Annotated in this window: 13 protein-coding genes and 1 pseudogene; 1 reads left to right on the forward strand and 13 read right to left on the reverse strand. The window is 40.5% G+C overall.

Features of this window, described 5'->3' with window-relative positions; genetic code table 11:
• Positions 1-24: 24 nt before the first annotated feature.
• The 8 genes from AC0VZ4_RS18910 to AC0VZ4_RS18945 form a co-directional block, all read right to left on the reverse strand.
• On the reverse strand, positions 25-2,157 hold the full coding sequence (locus AC0VZ4_RS18910; RefSeq protein WP_475440438.1) for an alpha-galactosidase: 2,133 nt from the start codon (positions 2,155-2,157) through the stop codon (positions 25-27).
• A gap of 330 nt (positions 2,158-2,487) precedes the next feature.
• Positions 2,488-3,966 (reverse strand): SLC5 family protein, encoded by a 1,479-nt coding sequence (locus AC0VZ4_RS18915; RefSeq protein WP_475440439.1) that lies wholly within the window; start codon positions 3,964-3,966, stop codon positions 2,488-2,490.
• Positions 3,967-4,019: 53 nt separating this feature from the next.
• Entirely contained in the window at positions 4,020-4,781 is a 762-nt protein-coding gene (locus tag AC0VZ4_RS18920) for a SapC family protein (RefSeq protein ID WP_475440440.1), read from the reverse strand.
• Between the two features lie 12 nt (positions 4,782-4,793).
• Positions 4,794-6,320 carry a tryptophan halogenase family protein gene (locus AC0VZ4_RS18925; RefSeq protein WP_475440441.1) on the reverse strand — a complete coding sequence of 509 codons (1,527 nt, stop codon included), beginning with the start codon at positions 6,318-6,320 and terminating at the stop codon, positions 4,794-4,796.
• Between the two features lie 173 nt (positions 6,321-6,493).
• On the reverse strand, positions 6,494-9,241 hold the full coding sequence (locus AC0VZ4_RS18930) for a TonB-dependent receptor (protein WP_096793914.1): 2,748 nt from the start codon (positions 9,239-9,241) through the stop codon (positions 6,494-6,496).
• A gap of 190 nt (positions 9,242-9,431) precedes the next feature.
• On the reverse strand, positions 9,432-10,403 hold the full coding sequence (locus AC0VZ4_RS18935; protein ID WP_475440442.1) for an aldose epimerase family protein: 972 nt from the start codon (positions 10,401-10,403) through the stop codon (positions 9,432-9,434).
• Positions 10,404-10,579: 176 nt separating this feature from the next.
• Entirely contained in the window at positions 10,580-11,548 is a 969-nt protein-coding gene (locus AC0VZ4_RS18940) for an IS30 family transposase (protein WP_475439697.1), read from the reverse strand.
• 141 nt (positions 11,549-11,689) lie between these two features.
• Complete coding sequence (locus AC0VZ4_RS18945; protein WP_475440443.1) at positions 11,690-12,088, reverse strand: acyl-CoA thioesterase; 399 nt, start codon at positions 12,086-12,088, stop codon at positions 11,690-11,692.
• A 33-nt stretch (positions 12,089-12,121) separates the two neighbouring features.
• Between AC0VZ4_RS18945 and AC0VZ4_RS18950 the strand changes: the two genes are divergently transcribed.
• Positions 12,122-12,826: a 2OG-Fe(II) oxygenase gene (locus AC0VZ4_RS18950; protein WP_475440444.1), complete on the forward strand. Its 705-nt coding sequence runs from the start codon at positions 12,122-12,124 to the stop codon at positions 12,824-12,826.
• 20 nt (positions 12,827-12,846) lie between these two features.
• Here AC0VZ4_RS18950 and AC0VZ4_RS18955 read toward each other — a convergent pair whose 3' ends face one another.
• The 5 genes and pseudogenes from AC0VZ4_RS18955 to AC0VZ4_RS18975 all read right to left on the reverse strand — a co-directional run bounded on the left by AC0VZ4_RS18955 (position 12,847) and on the right by AC0VZ4_RS18975 (position 20,309).
• A complete protein-coding gene (locus AC0VZ4_RS18955) occupies positions 12,847-14,082 on the reverse strand; it encodes a cysteine desulfurase-like protein (protein ID WP_033029218.1) in 1,236 nt (411 codons plus the stop codon).
• 9 nt (positions 14,083-14,091) lie between these two features.
• On the reverse strand, positions 14,092-14,724 hold the full coding sequence (locus AC0VZ4_RS18960) for a 2OG-Fe dioxygenase family protein (protein WP_475440445.1): 633 nt from the start codon (positions 14,722-14,724) through the stop codon (positions 14,092-14,094).
• Between the two features lie 200 nt (positions 14,725-14,924).
• Complete coding sequence (acnB, locus tag AC0VZ4_RS18965) at positions 14,925-17,522, reverse strand: bifunctional aconitate hydratase 2/2-methylisocitrate dehydratase (protein WP_033039455.1); 2,598 nt, start codon at positions 17,520-17,522, stop codon at positions 14,925-14,927.
• 277 nt (positions 17,523-17,799) lie between these two features.
• Positions 17,800-19,124, reverse strand: a pseudogene (locus tag AC0VZ4_RS18970) (IS4 family transposase).
• 129 nt (positions 19,125-19,253) lie between these two features.
• Positions 19,254-20,309: an OmpA family protein gene (locus AC0VZ4_RS18975; protein ID WP_007376227.1), complete on the reverse strand. Its 1,056-nt coding sequence runs from the start codon at positions 20,307-20,309 to the stop codon at positions 19,254-19,256.
• Positions 20,310-20,316: the final 7 nt, after the last annotated feature.

Consider the following 20,316-nt stretch of genomic DNA (forward strand, 5'->3'; position numbering starts at 1 on the left):
CCTTTTTGCTGCCCATATTTAAAATTACGCTTTTGTAAGTTCAAAAATAAGCGATGTTTGCGGGAATGAAATTGGCATTTGTAAGCCAAACTGCATTAACGCTTCACCGGTAAATGTTTGACCATTTACCGCAGCAATAGAAGATGGACGATACTCTTCAAATTTTACCGGCCACACTAAATTAAGTGTGTACTGCGCATCGGTATCTAGGCCAACAAAACGTAATTTATTAGGCGCTGTACGCGGTGTTTCGCGAACACTATTATAAGCAAATAACGCTTTTGTTTTTTGCTCATCGATTAAACCAAAGTTAATTGATAAATCGTCGCTATCAAGGCGGTATAAATCGGCGCTATGAATAAACTCCCGATGCTCTTTATGAAGTGCGATTGCCGCTTTAAGGGCATTGTATTCGTGATCGGTCAGCTCACGTGGGTCCATTTCAATGCCCATGTGGCCAAACATTGATACCGCAGCACGCATTTCAATGCTCACATTACGCCCTGTGATATGACAATCACGTGGGCCTACGTGTGCACCCATTACCGACGATGGGAAAAAGAACGAACATCCACGCTGTATTTCAAGGCGATCAAGCGCATCGTTTGAATCTGACGTCCATACACGATCTGTGTGTGCAAGTACGCCGTAATCTACACGTGCACCACCTGACGAACAGCTTTCTATTTCAAGCCCTGGGTGCGCACCTTTAATACGATCAATTAAACGATAAAGTGCTAATGTTTGCTGATGCACAGCAGGCTTGCCATCAAAATTACCCGCATGGTTAATATCGCGGTTCATATCCCATTTAATGTACTTAATGGTTGGGTATTCAACTAAAATATCGTCAATGGCTTTGTATAAGTACTCAACAACCTCAGAGCGCGTTAAATCAAGCACTAGCTGGTTTCTAAAGCTTAACTGTTCGTTGTTTTCAGATCCTAAAACCCAATCTGGATACGCGCGGTATAAATCACTATCTGGGTTAACCATTTCTGGTTCAAACCAAATACCAAACTCCATACCTAAGCTATTCACATGATCAATGACTGGCGATAAACCATCTGGGTAAATTTTGTAATCTACTGTCCAATCACCTAAGCCTGCATGGTCGCCACGGCGGCCTTTAAACCAGCCATCATCAAGTACAAAACGCTCAATACCTAACGGCGCTACTTTGTCGGCTAGTTGCTTAAGCGTGTCTACGTCGTGATCAAAGTAAATACCTTCCCATGTGTTGTAATGCACAGGGCGCGTTTTTTCGCGTTGTGCTTGGCTAAGTAAATTAGCTTTAACAAAACGATGGAAATTACGAGAAAGCGCGCTAAAACCTTCACTTGAAAACGAGCCATAAATGCTCGGGCTTTGATACGTTTGACCTTTAGCAAGCGTAAGCTCACCAGGAAGTAATAGCTCACCCATTTGTACATAACGACGACCTTCAGCTAAAAGTTCTGCGCGTAGTTTATTGTTACCGCTCCAACCTAAATGAAAGCCGTAACATTCGCCGTGTTGCTCGCCTGCATTTTCGTTATGCACTAATAAACCAGGAAATACATCGTGTGATGTTTTGCCTTTACGGTTTTCACGTACAAAGCTGCCAAGCACTAAATCAACCGATTGACGTTGGAATTCGTTTGACCAACGGCCTTCAAAGCTCACTATTTTGCTTACGCTATCTGGCAATTGAAATGTTGGCGCCGCGCAAAAGTTAACACTTAATGGCGAATCACCTAAATTAGTTAATACAGTATGTGCGCTCAATACGTCAGTATTTTTATCAAGCGTGATGCTGTGTACTACTTCAATACCACGAAGTTTATCTACACTTACAAACTCAACGGTCGCACTTGAAAGTTGACGTACTTCTTGAAGCTCCGGCCCAACTGACCATGCGATTGAGTCGTTCACAAGTTCAAGGCCTGGCGCACCAGTAAAGCCTTCGCCTAATAAAGGAGATAGAGAAATAGGCGCTTCTTCAACCACGGCACATTTAACTTCTTGACGGGTAGCAAGTTGAGTTAGCATTGCCTCGGTTGTTTGCTCAGATAGGCGTTTACCGAAGTACAGTAACGCCGGTGTTTTGCTCTGGCAGTCGAAAATAACGGTGCTGTTTACACTGTCTAATCGATAAAATGATTTAGTGTCGGCCATGATTTTCCTATCCTTTTAATCTATTACGAGTTAAATAATGTGAGTATGTGAGTATGTGAGTCAGTTATTTTGTGTGTGAACTCATTTACCGTTGCTTGAGATACGACCGGTCAGACAGTGGCCCTCAATAATAATAGTATATATCATATAAATTAGCTTTTGATAGCCTTTGCACTACAAATAGTTAGATAAACTCACTGGAAGTACCACTGCAATAAAAGACATTAAACTAACCTTAACTCAAAAATCCAATTACTCTCTTTTTGCTGGATAAAAAAATCGGCCAAGAATTACCTGTGACCGATTTTAATAGCTTAATTTATCTGTAGTTTATTTTTGTATTAGCGTCTGCGTTGCGCCATCAAGATCAGGGGTTTTACCTGCCCACTGTGCGTTTAAGCCAAATACCACTTTATTTACTACTAATGCAAAAGTCACACATACAATGAGTGTAATTGGCATTAAGTGAATGTAATGAATGTCGGTATGTAGTGGTGAGTTTGTAAACGTAAGCATACCGTACATAACCACGCCTAAAATTACCGCTGCAATACCCGCACGGGCATCAACATTTTTAAATAATAAGCCCACAACAAAAATAGAGAATATAGGCATACTTAATAAGCCGTTTAATTGCTGTAGTAAGTTAATAATACTGTCGGCTTGCTGATAAATTGGTACAAGTACCAGTGTTAAGCTTGTTAGTAGCAATGTTACGTAACCACTGAGCTTTACCACACTTGGCTCTTTATTAAAGTAAGCTTCGTGAATGTCACACACGTATAGTGCTGTAGCTGAATTTAATAAGCTGTTGTAAGTAGACAGCACTGCCGCCGCCATTGCCGCAGCGAACACACCGGTTAACCATGCTGGCATTACATCACCCACAATTCGACCATAAGCAGCGTCGCCAATATCGCCATAAAGTTTAAACGAAATAATACCCGGTAATACCACAATTGCAGGGACGATTAAAAAGCGAATACCTGCTGCTGCAAATATACCTTTTTGCGCTTCTTTAACATTAGGCGCTGCCATTGCTCGTTGCGTAATTGTTTGGTTAGTACCCCAGTAATACATTTGAATAAAGATCATACCGGTTAAAAGTGTTGGCCAAGGAATAGGTGAATCAGCATCGCCGATGAGTGTTAAGCGCTCCTCTGGAATGCCCGTAAAGTCATAGTCAATGGCATTTAGTGCTAAAAACACCACTAAAACAGCCATACCCAGTACCAGTAAGCCGTTGTAAGTATCAGACACTGCAACTGCACGTAGACCACCAAGAAACGCATAAATAGCACCTACAATGGCAAATGCGGTGGCAATATACATAAGCGGAATATCAACCTTAAACATGGTTTGCATAAACAGCGCACCTGAGTAAATTACAGCCGGCATGTAAATAAGTGCATTACCTAAAAAGAATAATCCCCCAATAACAGCGCGAATATGTTTGTTGTTATAGCGCTTTTCTAAAAGCTCTGTGGTGGTAGTACAATTGTATTTGTAATAAACAGGAATGAACACTTTGGCTAAAATAATCAAACCTATAATTGCTGCAAGCTCCCACCAAACAAGCAAAGCCATTTGGTTGCCATTCATACCTACAAGCTGATCAGTACTTAAATTAGTTAATGTGATTGAACCTGCAACAAACATCCAAGTAAGGCCACCGCCCGCTAAAAAATACTCTTTGGTTTGGCTTTGTCCGTTATTACGATTTTGGCCTCGGCATTTCCAATAAGTAAGGCCACCGATTAAAGCGGTGACAAAAACAAAAACCACCAGCTGTAAAATGTTGTCTGACATGTGTGTGTCTCCTGCGCGTTACGCGCAATGTCTGTGTAATAAAAAAGTGCACGCTACAGCGCGTGCGCATCTCGACTTAGTTCTAACTTAATTTGCTTTAAAGGCATAAGTTCGGGACGTAGGTTGTGCAGCTTTACCAATGCATTTAACTGAAACAGTGAAATAAGCATACTGTTAAGCACACTTAGGTAACCTTGCTTGTGTAAGTTTGCAACGGTATCGCTATCTAAAGTTTGCAGTTTGTCTTCATCAACGGTGCTCAAACCTTGAATAGTTTGGGTTTCGCCTTGTTCAAACTGCAATACAATATCTATGTTTTTAATAAGCCCTAAGCGCGCTACTTCTTGAGTAAATTGATACGTTTGATAATCATTTTTTAAATCGCTCTCAAGTAGCTTGTGCTGTGAATTTAAAAATAAGCTTGGGTTACCTTTAGCATCAAATAGTGACTCGCCTTGCTCGGTGTTTACGGCTGAGCTTTGCTCATCAATCGCAATAAAGTAATCGCTACTGTTTGCTTCACGGGTCATTAAATGAAGAGGGTGAGTTTGCATACATACCGGTGTGTAAAGTGCCTGCCACTGGTTGTTATTAACCAATAAACTTTTCCCGGCGTTAAAACTTGTTAACGCTGATATTGTGTAGCTGCCATTTTGTGCGTTACGGGCTAAAAAAATAGGTAAGTCGCAGGCTACTTTTGCTATTTCATTTGCTCTTAAATTAACTAAGTGCTGAGTTTTTGCGTATTCAACGGCTGCATTGGGGTTAATTTTTAATGTTTGGTGTTTAGTATTTACGAGTTCACTAATAGCCATAGTTACACATCCTTAAACTGGGTTAGCTGCTAGCCACTGCTCTATAAAAGCACGATGTGGCGGCAAAGTTTGTAACATCTGCTGTGTAAGCTGGCTGTTACGTTCAATTATTTGCTTGGATTGCACATGTTGTGAATACAAATATGCTTGTTTAGTAAAGTCAGGCTTAAAGCCCATACCGTACAAAACATACTGATAACTGGCAGCAGGGAATAACTCTAATGCGCCATGAAAATCTTGAATAAGCGGGCCACGGCTTCCCCAAAGAAGTAAATCTTCTTGCAGGGTTTGTGGAATAGTATCGGGCTGTACATGTGCTTGCCAGTAAGGCTCTGGGCGCTTGGTTAGCATGTAATGTAGCTTTAAAAAGTCGATAATACGCTGCCAGCGGTAATCCATTTGCTCGTTAAAGCGTTTAGCTACAATAGGCATTACTTGTGTATCTGCTGGCATATGCTCTGCTACAAAGCGTGCTGAAATTTCAACAAGCATAATAGCGGTTGCTTCAAGCGGCTCCACAAACCCTGCCGACATACCAATGGCAACACAGTTTTTATGCCAAAACTTTTCACGGTAGCCCGACTCAAAGCTAATCTTACGGGCAGTTAAACCGCTTGCTGCATCGCCTAAATAGTTTCTTAGGTTTTGCTCTGCTTCATCGTCTGATAGAAACTTGCTTGAATATACATGCCCTACACCACGGCGATGCGTTAAACCTATATCCCAAATCCATCCAGCGTTTTGCGCTGTTGCTATGGTATGGCTGGCTAAGGAGTCATCGTTTTCATCATAAGGGACTTGCATCGCCAGTGCGCTGTCGTTAAATAGCACGTGGTCCATTTTTTTAAATGGTACGTTGAGCGCTTGGCCTAATAACAATGATGAAAAACCAGTACAGTCTATAAATAAATCGGCGTTTATAGTGCGGGTTTGATCTTTTAGAGCAAGCTCATTTATTGCACCATCGTCATCAAGTTTTACCTGATCAACAGTACCAATAATATGCTCTACGCCAAGCTTACTTTTACAATGCTGTTTAAGCATTTCTGCAAAAGCGCCGGCATCTAAGTGGTAAGCGTAATTACAATTACCTTGATATTCACCTTGCGCTATACCTCTTGGGGCTAAGCTTGCTTCGCAAATATCATGTTGAAAATTAGTTTGCTGTGCAAAGTCTTCAACATTATCTAAATAAGGGGCTAAATCTATGCGGCCGTAGCCTAGCGGTACAGTAAATGGATGGTAGTAAAAATCGTTGTTGCCGTGCGTCCAATTTACAAATTTACCACCTTGCTTAAAGGTAGCGTTACAGGCTTTAAATACATCAACTTCACGCAAACCTATTTGCTGAAGAGTGTTTTTCATAGTGGGCCAGGTACCTTCACCTACACCAATTGTTGGAATATCTGACGATTCAACCAACATCACTTTTAAGCCGTCACCATTTTTACCTTGGTGATACGAAGCTATAATTGCAGCGCTCAGCCATCCTGCTGTGCCGCCACCAATTACGGCGATTGTTTTTATTGTTTTATTCATAACGGACTACTCTTTGAGTACTTTATTGATAACCGGTTAGACAACAAATGCCCTTTCGGGCATTTGTTTAAATTAGTCTCATTTTGTGCAAAATAGCTACTAACTTTATTAGTAACAGGACTTATAATGCACTGCAATGAAAACTAAGAGGCAGTCGCTGCCTCTGCTATCAATTAAAACGATCCACGAATACCAAACGCGTAACGTGAGCCATTATCTTCTACTGAATAGATTTGGTTAGCAAAACGACCTGTTTGTACTAGCTCTTCTTCAGTGATATTGATGCCTTCAGCAAAAATAGTGAAGTTTTCGTTAATATCGTAGCTTGCACTAATATCCCACTGACCGTAAGTTTCTACGTTCACTGGTTCACCGTTAAAGCCATTATCAACTAAGCGTAAAAAGCCTTCACGGTTGTTAAATGCAACACGTGCTTGCCAGTTATCTTGCTCATAAAACAATATTAAGTTTTGCGAATCGCCTAAACCTTCAAGTGCAAACGTTTGTGTGGTGTCTTCGCCTACGCTAATGTCACTATCTACGACTGTGGCATTGGCTATAATACCAAAGCCATTATCAAATATGTGCGTCACACCAACTTCATAGCCCGTTACTTTAGCTGACTCACCATTTTGAGGGCGAGTTACTGTGTATACCTCTGAACTACCATTGAGTTCATCATCAGCTTGGTCTGTACATGTAGTACACGCAAAATCAGGACCCGAACGGTCAGACATTTCAAATGTTTCTGCACCTGTTAGCGTGACAATGAAGTCATCAACTTCTTTACTAAATACTGCAAAGCTAAATAAGTTAGCATCGTTGTAGTACCACTCGTAAGAAATATCCCAGTTTTCTGATTGGAATGGCTTAAGAGCAGGGTTGCCACCATTTGCCGTTAAGTTTTGACGACGAGGCTCGTTAAACGTAGTCGCTGGTGATAACTGCGACATCGTTGGACGAGTAATACTGTCGTACGTAGCAAAACGTAAAATCATATTGTCTTGCAGTTCTAACTTAACATTTAAAGATGGTAGTAAGTTTGAGTAGCTAGTCCCTTGTTCAATGCTTGTAGCCGGACCAAATACGTTAGCAAACAAAGTTGCATCCGTCGTTGGGATTACATCACTAATAAAGCTCTGTATTGCAGCTACTTCAATATCAGTTTCAGAATAACGTGCACCTAAGTTAACGGTTACAGGCATATCCGCAAGGTCAAAACCAAGCGTAAAGTCCATGTATAGGCTGGTGATGTCTTCGTTGATTGTGTAACGGTTATTTTGTAATGTTGGCTCTACTGGGAAACCTTGATCGGCTAAATAATCAAGCATTTTATCACCGTCGTAGGTGTAAAAAGTATCGATCAAACCTGGGAAGTAGTTACTTGCTTGATAGGCTTCAAAATCAATTGCATCAAGTGGTGCTTGCGTCCCATAACCACAAAATTGACATTGAGTACCATAAACTTGAAAACTTGATTTTTCACGCTCTTGGCGATAAGCACCAAAGTTGATTCGATCTACAGGGCCTTTATCTGGCACGTATTCAAAATCAGCTTTTACTTCTGTGATTTCATCTTCATCTGTAAACTGAAGACCGACTTCATTGTAGTGAAGGCGCGCAAGGCTAGGATCTGGGAGTGAACCATTTTCAAACCCGTCATGCTGAACAGTAGGAACACTGCCTGTACCATCAAAGCTATAGCTATTAATAATACCTACAACATTAAAACGGTCAGTACCTGCACGGTCATTTTCAGCTGTTGAGCGAGACACATCAAATTTAGCTTTTAATAATTCGTTTACTTGCCAATCTACGTTAATACCAAATGCTTTATTAGTTACATCACGAGAGTTACGAGTGTGCGACACAAAGTCACTTGCAGGGTCGCCACTTGGCGCACCTAAACCCACTTCTTGAGAGAAAGTTAAAAGCGTGCCTGTTTCTGGATCAATCGTTGCGCTACCTACGCGGTCTGGTTCAAACCAAGATGCTAAATCGCGTACTGTTGAATCAACTTCAAATTTTGAAATCATGCCATCAACAGTAATAGTAACATCGTCAGATGGCGCATATTGCAGTACTAAACTTGCATTTGTACGCTCACGATCTTGCTCATCAACAACTTGGTCCCAGTTACGTGGAATATAGGCATTTTCAAACAATACACCATCAGTTGGATTAGAGATTGTTTGGCCGCCGCGCCAACCTGCCGTTAAAATTTGGTTATTTTGAAGTTTACGTTGTTGATTAGTGATGGCAAAAAGCACACCTAGCTTATCATCGTTAAACGTATTACTTATTAAGAATGATGTTGATGGGGATACTTCTTCAGAAAGGCTTTCGTACATACCTTTAACTGAACCTAAAATATGTAAACCACCAAAATCAAAAGGACGTGCTGTAGTTACGTTAACCGTACCACCAATGCCGCCTTCTTGAAGCGTTGCTGTATTACTTTTATAAATATCAGCACCGGTGATTTGATCTGCGGCTAATACATCAAAATTAAATTCACGACCTGCACTGTCTGTCGCAATTTGACGACCATTAACAAGTACAGTATTAAATTGTGGACCAAAACCACGAATAGTTACCGCTTGTCCTTCACCACCACTGCGGTCAATTGCTACACCTGTAATACGTTGCAGAGATTCTGCTACGTTTAAATCAGGAAATTTACCAAGATCTTCTGCTTTAATCCCGTCTGTAACAACATTAGATGCTTTTTTATCTAACATTGATGAACGTAAGCTGCTGCGGATACCCGTTACTGCGATAACTTCAACATCCTCATTTACTACTGTAGACGTATCGCCTTCAGCGCCTTGAGCTGCAACGTTTCCGCTTGCCAATATGCCAGTGATAGCAATACTGATCGCGGTTTTCTTGTTGAACGATAACTTATTGTTAATTATCATTTTTTAAAAACTCCTGATTGTGTGTAGTCGTTGTGTCGTTGTGCTAGTGCAAATAGTTTCAAATACTATTTATATTATAAATACTTTAAATCAAGCTGAAGTGCAACCTTTTCCTTGATTGTAGAGCGTTATTTATTACCGTATTTTTTCTTTTTATTTTCTTTAAATTAACATCAACATATTGAGTTAATTACGAAAATGCGTAAATAATAACCTGTTCATAAACTTCATCAGGTAATAAATTAGCTTTTGGATAATTTTCACGGTTTGGCGCGTCAGGCCAATTTTGCGCTTCAAAACACAAAGCTTGTCGTGCTTTAAACGGCGCACCGACGAAGTTAGCGGTGTATAACTGCATACCTGGCTGAGTGCTTTTGAGCGTTAAATTAACCTTCGTGTGTGGCGAGGTTAATGTAGCCATCGTCTTTAAACTGCTGTCATCATTAAAAATATAGCAGTGGTCAAAGCCATTTCCAGCTTCTAGCTGAGGATGAATGGCGCTTAATGCCTCCCCAACTTGACTTGGTTTGGTAAAATCAAAACAACTACCTGTCACTAATGCCGCTTCATTAAGCGGGATGCTGGTTTTATCGATGGGAAGGTAGTGACTGGTATTTACTTGAACAGAATGATCATTAATTGATTCGCTGCCATCAAGGTTAAAATAACAATGGTTAGTAAAATTAACGAGTGTTTCTTTGTTAGTCGTAGCTTTAAAGCGTAATGCAAGCTCGCCATTTTTAGCACTAATCGTTTGCCAAACCTGTAACTCACCGGGGAAGCCTTGCTCACCATCGGGCGAGCAATAATAAAGCTCAACTTCACTTTCAGTTTGTTTGGTTACTTGCCAAAGTACTTTATTAAAGCCTTTAACACCGCCATGTAAGCTATTAGGGCCGTTGTTCGTTTCTAATTGATACTGCGTACCAGATAAGCTGAAACGCCCCTTTGCAATACGGTTAGCGTATCTACCTACTGTAGCGCCAAGGTAAAATGGGTTTTCAAGATAGTATTGAGGGTCATCGACGCAAAGTGTCATTTCTTGCTTTTTAAACTTTATGCTTTTAATTATTGCACCAAATGGCAAAATTTCAGCGGTTAAATCTTTACCATCACTGAGCTGAATAACTTGTAAAGGCTGGTTATTGGCAATAGCTACCACATGTATTCTCCAATCAAATTACCGAATTAACATTTTCTGTTATGACGGCGCAACAATATATATTATAAATAGTATATAACTGAAGCCTGTAACTCAATCTAAATACGTTAAAATTTCTCGATAAAAATTTACAGCTTAATTATTTATTTCTTGAATTCAAGTATTAAGTGCAATCATTATGCAGCCACCAGAACTTCTGATTGCCCCGTAAATAACTCATGAGGGGTTTTATACCCTCTTGTTTTTCTTGGCCGATGGTTGAGCTTATCAACTGCCGCCTGTATTTCTGCTTCACTTAGCGACATAAAGTCAGTTCCCTTGGGGAAGAAGCGTCTAAGTAAGCCGTTGGTATTCTCATTTATGCCCCGCTCCCATGATGAATATGGGTGAGCGAAATACACATCCGCTTCTAATTTTTGTGCAACATGCTCATGGTGAGCAAACTCTTTTCCATTATCTAAAGTCACGGTAATAACCTTACCTTTATAGGGTGTCATACACTTGATCAGCGCATCGGCTGTTATTTTCGCATGCTTGCTTTCAATTCTGTGAACGACTGTATATAACGTTTTACGTTCAACCATTGTAACAAGGGCATTTTTACGCCCTTTGCCTATCACTGTATCGCCCTCCCAATCACCAATCCTAGACTTTGAATCCACAATACTTGGGCGTTCATCAATACTGACTCGATTAACTATCTGTCCACGTTTATCGTAGCTTCCATAGCGTTTTTTATACTTTTTACATGCACGAGTGAGTGTCTTATGTAGTTCACCACCACGAGCCTTGTCTCTGTAAATATATTGATAAATCGTTTCATGATGCAAAACGACCTTTTTCTCTAAAGCTAAGCGGCCTGCCACCTGCTCTGGCGAAAGTCCGTCAACCAACAATTTATTAATCCAGTCAGTAACATCATCTGTTAACTTACTTGCTTTGAAAGATGACTTGCGTCTTTGCTCTGCAAAATTATTGGCTTGGTTAGGTCGATAGCCTTTAAGCCCTTTATTGCGTTTTAACTCTCTAGAGATAGATGACGGTGAACGAGTGAGTTCATCAGCTATCTGTTTTTGGTTATTTCCTGCTTTTATTAACGCGTAAATCTGGTATCTTTCTGCTTGTGTCAGCTGTTTATATTTCATTAAAGCAATTTCCTTTGGCGAGAGAATGGCCGAATTATAACAGCTGGCCATCTAATCTGAGAAATTGCACTTATTATCCGAATTTAGGTTTACAATAATTAAGCTTCGCCGGAGGTTATATAAAATATAGGCTCCTCAAGGTCAGCTTCTTTGGCATATATGCTCATTAAGCGCTGTTTTTTCGTCAATACTAAGGGCCTGCTTTGATTTTGCGATAAAATCGTATCTCACCATAACGGCTTTACCTATTGCGCAGCATTTATCATCTTGCCATGCTTCTTGCATAAGCGTAAAAGAGCTAGTGCCTATATGCTCTACAGAGGTTTTCACTGTTACTTCGTGGCCATAAAATAATTCGCCTACAAACGACACTTCAACTTTGGCAATTATCAACTTCCAATCATGTGGGTTTAAGTCAGGTGTAAAAAACTTAAAAATAGGTGCACGTGCAACTTCAAACCATACCGGGAGTACGGTATTGTTAATGTGCCCGAGCGCATCAGTTTCACTAAAGCGCGGCATCACTTTTTCAATAAACATAAAAATCCAATAATAATTATATAAAGGTTACTCATGACGGACTTTATTCGCGTATACGATAACGCGCTAGGCAATGATTTTTGCGATGAATTTATTACCACATTCGCGCAAAGCTCGCATGTAAAACAAGGGGTGACATCGGGCGGTGTCGATCTAAAGAAAAAAGACAGCCACGATCTACACCTAAACAATCACCCCGAATATGCACAACAATTAAAACATATACAACAAACGACTGCACAGCATGTTTTTAAGTATATTGAAGAGCATATTTTTATGATGATTGGGGCGTTTGGTTTAAAGGTATATCATCCAAAAACGGGGGAGGTAGTTGATTTAACTCATGCTAATTTTGAAGAAGTAGGAAAGCCGCAACTCCCCGTTTTAGTGCAGCAGATTTTTAGACTTGGCAATATTCAAGCGCAAAAATACGAAGTAAATAAAGGTGGCTACCCTTACTGGCACAGTGAAGTTTATCCGCAGCTACAGCACAATGAAGCATTACATCGCGTGTTGCTATTTATGTTTTACTTAAACGATGTAGAAGAAGGTGGTGAAACAGAATTTTATTATCAAAACCGTAAAATAGCCCCTAAAAAAGGCACTATGGTAATAGCACCTGGCTACTTTACACATACTCATAGAGGCAATAAGCCAGTATCAAACGATAAGTATATTTTAACATCGTGGGTGTTGTTTAATCGAGCAGAACAAATATATGGTGCACCTAAGAGTTAGCGCACCAAAATCAGTATTATTTAACCGAGCAGTTCATCAAATAAATTAAACAACTGATCTAGCTCTTCAATGGTGTTGTAGTGCATACAACCAATACGCACTACACCGCCTTTGTCGAGTACACCTAACTGCTTACACAAACCTTGCGCGTAAAAGTTACCGTCCCACACACAAATATGCTGTTTGCCTAAAAATTCTGAAACAGCGCGCGGCTCAAGCCCTTCGAAAGTTAGCGCAAAGGTAGGTGTACGCTCATTAAGGCGATCAAAATCATCAATACCAAACAAATTAATGCGTGGATAATTAACTAAGCGCGTTAAAAAGTGTTCGCTAAGCGCCATTTCGTGCTGCTTAGTTTTAGCAAAAGCTATGCTTAACTTTTCGCGGCGTGAATGGCTATCATCAAGCTCACTAATCGCCGCAATGTAATCAACAGCCGCGATAAAACCAGCCATTGCTTCAAAGCTTTGTGTGCCGGTTTCCCAGCGACCTGGTGCTATGTCTTTAGCTGGCTCAACTTTGTACGGTGTAAACCCATCTAAATGCTCTTTTTTACCGTAAACCATACCCAAATGCGGACCAAAAAACTTATACGCCGAGCAAGCTAAAAAATCGCAATCAAGTGCTTGTACATCAACAAGTTCATGCGGTGCGTAATGTACTGCATCAACATAAACAAGTGCGCCTACGCTGTGAGCAAGCTCTACAATGCGTTTAATATTATTAATTGAACCTGTGGTATTTGACGCATACGTTACCGCAACAAGCTTAGTATTACTGTTTAATAAGCTTTCAAACTGCGCCATATCTAAGCTGCAATCAGCTTCGTTAATAAGCGCAGTATTTACAACAACACCTTTATCTTCTGCGGCTTGTTGCCACGACGATACATTCGAGAAATGATCAGCGTTAGTTACAATTATTTCATCGCCAGCCTGCCAATCACGCGAAATTGCACGGCTAAAGCTAAATGTGAGGCTGGTCATGTTTGGACCAAACACAATTTGTTGTGAGCTAGGTGCATTAAGTAAGTCAGCGGCGGCTTGACGCGCATTCGCCATCAACTCAACCGTTTTATCACTTGAAAAAAACGCGCCACCTAAGTTCGAATTATAATGACCTAAATAAGCAGTCATCGCAGTAAGCACCGATGTTGGTACCTGCGAGCCGCCTGGTCCGTCTAAAAATATTGGCGATTTACCATCAACGTCTTGCATTAATGCTGGAAACTGCTCACGTAATTGCGTTATGTTCATGCTTATTCCTTAAGACGTTAATACAAAACAATCCAGGTAACCTGGTTTGCTAGCATCAATTTTGTTCATAGGTGTTGCGTTGTGCCACACTTGACGGTCGTTTATTAATGCAAACATGCCGTCTTTTATTTCCATTTTAAAACAAGGCTCAGCTTGCTTGTTTTCGTATACAAGCAGTTCGCCACCTTCTAAGTTCTCGTGAGATACGCCGCATATACATACATGGTCAAAACCATCTTGATGCACGCCTTCTGGCGCTGCAGGTGTATCGCTATCAATGGCAAGCATGCGGAACTGATGAATTTCAATATCGCGCTGCTCATCAATACCGGTAAGTTGGCGAAACTCATTGACGATATTTTTCATACCCTCTGATTCAAGTAAACTTTGCCCTAGGTTTTCGTAAGTACGCTCTACATTACCCTGAAAAGTATTAATTGAATCGTCTTGAACAAATGCTTTGGTTTTTTGTAACTTTATTTCACCATTTAGCATTTTAACTACTGAATAACGACGTTTACGAAAAGCACCATCTGCATATGGATTTGCAGGCAGGTTATCAAAAGAAGGCTTAACCAAATCAATATTTACTTGGTTAATAAAACGTAGTTGCAGTAAATTCTGGTTGTTTAATGCTGTCATAAAATCTCGCCTAAAATAATGAGAATATTGGTGAGGATTTTAATGCATATTGAGAGGATTTTTTGCTTTATTACTCAACTTAAAAACGACTTAAGGCCAGAGTTAATACAAAAATATAAAAAAAGAAGCATGAACTATCTAATATTTATTTTAGTCAATAAAAAACCCGCCGAAGCGGGTTTTTAAACAAACTTTAAAAATTATACAGCTTGTTGAATAATAACCTTGTCTGCTTTTTTAGTGTAAGCAGGCATACGGTGGAAGTTCAAGTAACGGTAAGTATCTGCAGCCGTTGCATTGATCTTCGCTGCATACTCTTGGTACTCAGCTGGAGTAGGTAATTTACCTAAGATAGCCGCTACAGCAGCAAGTTCTGCTGATGCTAAGAATACGTTTGCACCATTACCTAAACGGTTAGGGAAGTTACGTGTAGAGGTAGACACAACCGTTGCTTTGTCTGCAACGCGTGCTTGGTTACCCATACAAAGTGAACAACCTGGTGTTTCGATACGTGCACCAACACGTCCAAATATACCGTAGTAACCCTCTTCAGTAAGCTGGTCTTTATCCATCTTAGTTGGTGGAGCAACCCAAAGTTGAGTTGGTAACTGACCTTTAAAGCCATCTAGTAATTTACCCGCTGCGCGGAAATGACCGATGTTAGTCATACAAGAACCGATGAACACTTCGTCGATTTTCTCGCCAGTAACGTCAGATAGTAAGCGCGCATCATCTGGGTCATTTGGAGCACAAAGAACGGGTTCTTTAATCTCAGCTAAATCAATTTCAAGTACATGCTTGTACTCTGCATCAGCATCAGCTTCCATTAGTTCTGGGTTAGCTAACCAATCTTGCATTGCAGTAATACGACGCTCAATAGTACGTACATCGCCGTAACCTTCAGAGATCATCCATTTAAGCATAACAATGTTTGACTCTAGGTATTCTGCGATAGATTCTTTAGAAAGTTTAACCGCACAACCTGCTGCTGAACGCTCTGCAGATGCATCTGATAATTCAAATGCTTGCTCAACAGTAAGGTGTTCGACGCCTTCAATTTCTAGTACACGACCAGAGAATTCGTTAATTTTACCTTTTTTCTCAACTGTTAATAAACCCGCTTTGATACCGTAGTAAGGAATTGCATGTACAAGGTCACGTAAAGTGATACCTGGTTGCATTTCGCCTTTAAAACGAACCAAAATAGATTCTGGCATATCAAGTGGCATAACACCCGTTGCTGCTGCGAATGCAACTGCACCCGAACCTGCTGGGAATGAAATACCTAATGGGAAACGAGTATGTGAATCACCACCAGTACCTACAGTATCTGGTAGTAACATACGGTTTAACCATGAGTGAATTACACCATCACCTGGGCGAAGTGAAACACCGCCACGGTTCATGATGAAATCAGGAAGCGTATGGTGAGTGTTTACATCGATAGGTTTAGGATAAGCTGATGTATGACAGAAAGACTGCATGGTTAAATCTGCAGAAAAACCTAAACAAGCTAGATCTTTAAGTTCATCACGTGTCATAGGACCTGTTGTATCTTGCGAACCAACAGTTGTCATTTTAGGCTCACAGTATTGACCTGGGCGAATACCTGCAACGTTACATGCTTTACCAACCATTTTTTGCGCTAGTGTGAAGCCTTTGTCAGATACTTCTGTTGCTGTTGGTACTTTAAATACGTCAGTTGGAGCTAGACCAAGTGATGTACGTGCTTTATCAGTTAAACCACGACCGATAATTAGTGGAATACGACCACCAGCACGAACTTCATCTAAAATCACATCAGATTTAAGCTCAAAAGTAGAAATCACTTTATCAGTACCATGTTGCTTAACAACACCTTCGTACGGGTAAATGTCGATTTGCTCGCCCATGTTAAGCTCATCAACATTTAACTCGATTGGTAATGCGCCTGAATCTTCCATTGTATTGAAAAAGATTGGCGCAATTTTATTACCTAGACATACACCGCCAACACGCTTGTTTGGTACGAACGGGATATCATCGCCCATAAACCAAAGTACAGAGTTAGTTGCAGACTTACGAGAAGAACCAGTACCAACAACATCACCTACATATGCAAGTGGTAGGCCTTTAGTTTTTAATTCTTCAAGCTGAGAGATTGGACCTACTTCGCCTGGCTTGTCTGGTGTAATTCCATCACGTTCAATTTTTAGCATTGCTAAAGCATGTAGTGGGATATCTGGACGAGACCATGCATCTGGTGCAGGTGACAAGTCATCCGTATTTGTTTCGCCAGTTACTTTAAATACAGTAACTGAGATCTTTTCAGCAACAGCTGGTTTATTAGTAAACCATTGCGCATTTGCCCAAGACTCAATAATTTGCTTAGCGAATGTGTTACCCGCTTTTGCTTTTTCTTCAACATCGTAGAACGCATCAAACATAAGTAATGTATTTGAAAGGCCTTTAACTACGATTGGTGCAAGTGTTTCGTCATCAAGTAGGTCAATCATTGGTGCGATATTGTAACCGCCCAACATTGTACCTAATAATTCTGCCGCTTTTTCTTTAGAAACAAGTGGAGAATTAGTTTCACCTTTAGCTATAGCTGCTAAAAATCCCGCTTTAATATAAGCAGCATCGTCAACACCCGCTGGTATACGCTGAATAAACAAATCTAAAATGAATTCTTCTTCACCTGCAGGTGGAGTTTTGATTAATTCAATAAGATCAGCAGTTTGCTGAGCATCTAATGGCGCTGGTACGATACCTAACGCGGCACGTTCTTCTACGTGTTTACGATATTCTTGTAGCACAATATTGCCCTCTTGGTGACGTGAAAGTATCCGGTAGCGCTTCAAGCGCAAATAAGTTACCCAATACTTATAGTATTCTAACGCGTAATTATAAAGCTTTTATGGATAGATGAAAATCCATCCAGTTACGCAACTGATTATACCGATTATAAATACTATGAATAGTGGTTGTAGTAAAAACTATTCCCATGAATACTTGTTAAGTAATAATCATTACCATTAACCAATATTAATTTATTACAGACATAAAAAAACCCAGCGCTTGGCTTAATGCCAGTCAGTTAACAGCTGACTGGCGTTTTTTATTGGGGTATTTACTGGGTTTTGGTTTCACACATCTCGGATACGCCCGCTCCTGTTTTATCGGTAATATGTGATGTTCAACTTGAGCTTGTAATTGCTCTATTGATTTAGGTATCCGTCCTGCATTTTCTATAAACATTGTATGAATAAGGTTAATAATACTAATAGCACACGTCGTAAAACTCAGGTGTTTTGCATATATTCCAGACTTTTTCTGCGCCATTTTCACCATCTGATATCGGAGCAAGTTATAGCTCAACATTACGCCCCATAATTCTTGCGCTATCATCTCAGGTTTCTTGCTGCGTAGCGTGAAGTGACTATTCAGTAACGTTTGTTTCATTTCTCGATAACCAAGTTCAATTTCCCACCGTTCACTATAGAGGTCAACAATGTCAGCCTTAGGGAAACGCATTGGATCAGTCAGTGAAGTGAGTATATTCACCTCTTTCCCCTTAACCGTTTTTGTGACTAGCCTGACTTCAATGCTCTGTGGTAAATCGTCGAACTTTTTCTCGCTTGTGCTGTTGCTTTTAGCTTGATAAGTTTGTCTTGACGACCTAAAGAGCGAACAATTTCATATTGCGTGCCTTTTCTCATCGGTTGAAGCCAATGCCTATTTTCCCCAGCATGATGCCAACGATTGAGTAAGCCTAGAGAATAGAAGCCTCTATCAAATAACGTCAGTGAGTTATCGGGTGTTGCCTCGATTAAGTCTTCAGCCAACACCATTTCACTAGTACGACAACTATCAAAGGCGCTCCCCATTAATAAATGGCTAGTTAACTCCATCAAACACACCATGCGAACCTGAGGGAAAGCCGTGTCACCATGCTGATTTTTCCACACGGAGAATGCATGTTGATTTTCAGCAGTATCCGGTGTGCGCCAAATAACACCATCAACACCCAGTAGTGATAGCCCGCACCATGTGGGATGGTTCGCATCAGCATTCCACATTTGCTGACTTTTCTCAAAAACCTGTTTAACGGCATCAGCCCCAAGCCGCTGCCTAGCCTGTACAACCGCACTGGGTGCAACGAGTTCTTTTTTACCTGGTAAAGCGAGCCCTAATTTACTGACAATACTCCACAGTGGGTCTTCACGATAAAACGACATACAAATGACTGTCCAAACGGCTATCTCAACAGGAAGCCTTCTTTTCCTTATCGTCGCGACACCAGCGGTTTCAGCGCATTGTTTGATAAAGTCAGGACATAAAAAATCACTCAGTTGACCTAAGCCTTCTGAATTGGGTGCGTAGCTATTGGCAAGAGAAAGTGCGGTAGTGAGTTGCAAAATAAAAGGCTCCTGAATAAATTCAGAAGCCTTTATAAACTAACCAGAAGATCGGTCAATGGATCGTCAAATATTTCTTAACTGATCGGCATTAAGCGCTTGGCTGGGTTTCTATTACAAACTATTTAATTAACGTAAAACTTTAACGTTTTTGATAGTTTTGATATGCGCTTCTACACGACGGTTTTCTGCGTTTGCAGCTTTAGTGTTTGCATCATTTTTAAGACGCTCTTCACCTAAACCAACTGTAGTAATGCGATCTTGAGCAATACCATCAGCAACAAGTTGCTTAGCTACAGCATCAGCACGCTTTTTAGATAACCATTTATTGTAAGTTGCTTTACCTACAGCTGAAGTGTGACCTTCTAAAAGCACTGTTGTACCTGGGTACTCTTTTAAGAACTCAGATACTTTTTCGATATCATTTAAGTACTGAGTAGATACTGCTGATGTATTATTAGGGAAAGTCACTAATAAGCTTACAGTTACTTCTTTATCTTCATATAAAGTACAACCAGTGCCATCAACTGCGTCAGTCATTGGCGTGTTTGGACATCTATCGTCAGCATCTAAAATATTATCATTGTCGCTGTCTGAAGGAGCAACTGCAACTTCAACTACTTCTGGAGCTGGTTTTACTGGCTCAACTGGTGCTGAGTTTTGGCCAAATAAGTAGTTAATACCAATTTTAGCGCCTACATCTGTGTAACCACGGTCAAGACCTTGGTATACAGCTGTTTCAGCATTTACAAATAAACCATCTGTAATGAAATGTTGGTAACCAACACCTGCATTTAAGAATGTGTTGTCATCTACTACGTCCATTTCTTTAATACCGAAAAGACCGTAGAAAGGACCGCCATTTAAATGATAAAGAGCATCAATACCGTAACGCTCGCCATCAATACTGTTGCGGTTGCCAGCAACTTTATCAAAAGCATTAAAATCCATGTCTGCATATTCTAGGCGTGCGCTCCAGTAATCACTGAAACGGTAACCAGCTTCAACACCCCAACCAGTTGATTCATTTACATCAAGACCAGCTTGGGCACGCATGTTTTTCCAAGATGCGTCATAGTAGTCACCAAATGCGCCAATGTAGAAACCTTCTTCTTTATCTGCAGCAAATGTAGATACGCTAGTTGCAGCTAACGCAATTGCGATTGTAAGTGATTTTAATTTCATTGTTTTC

Source organism: Pseudoalteromonas sp. QJM3NY_22 (genome assembly GCF_056173065.1).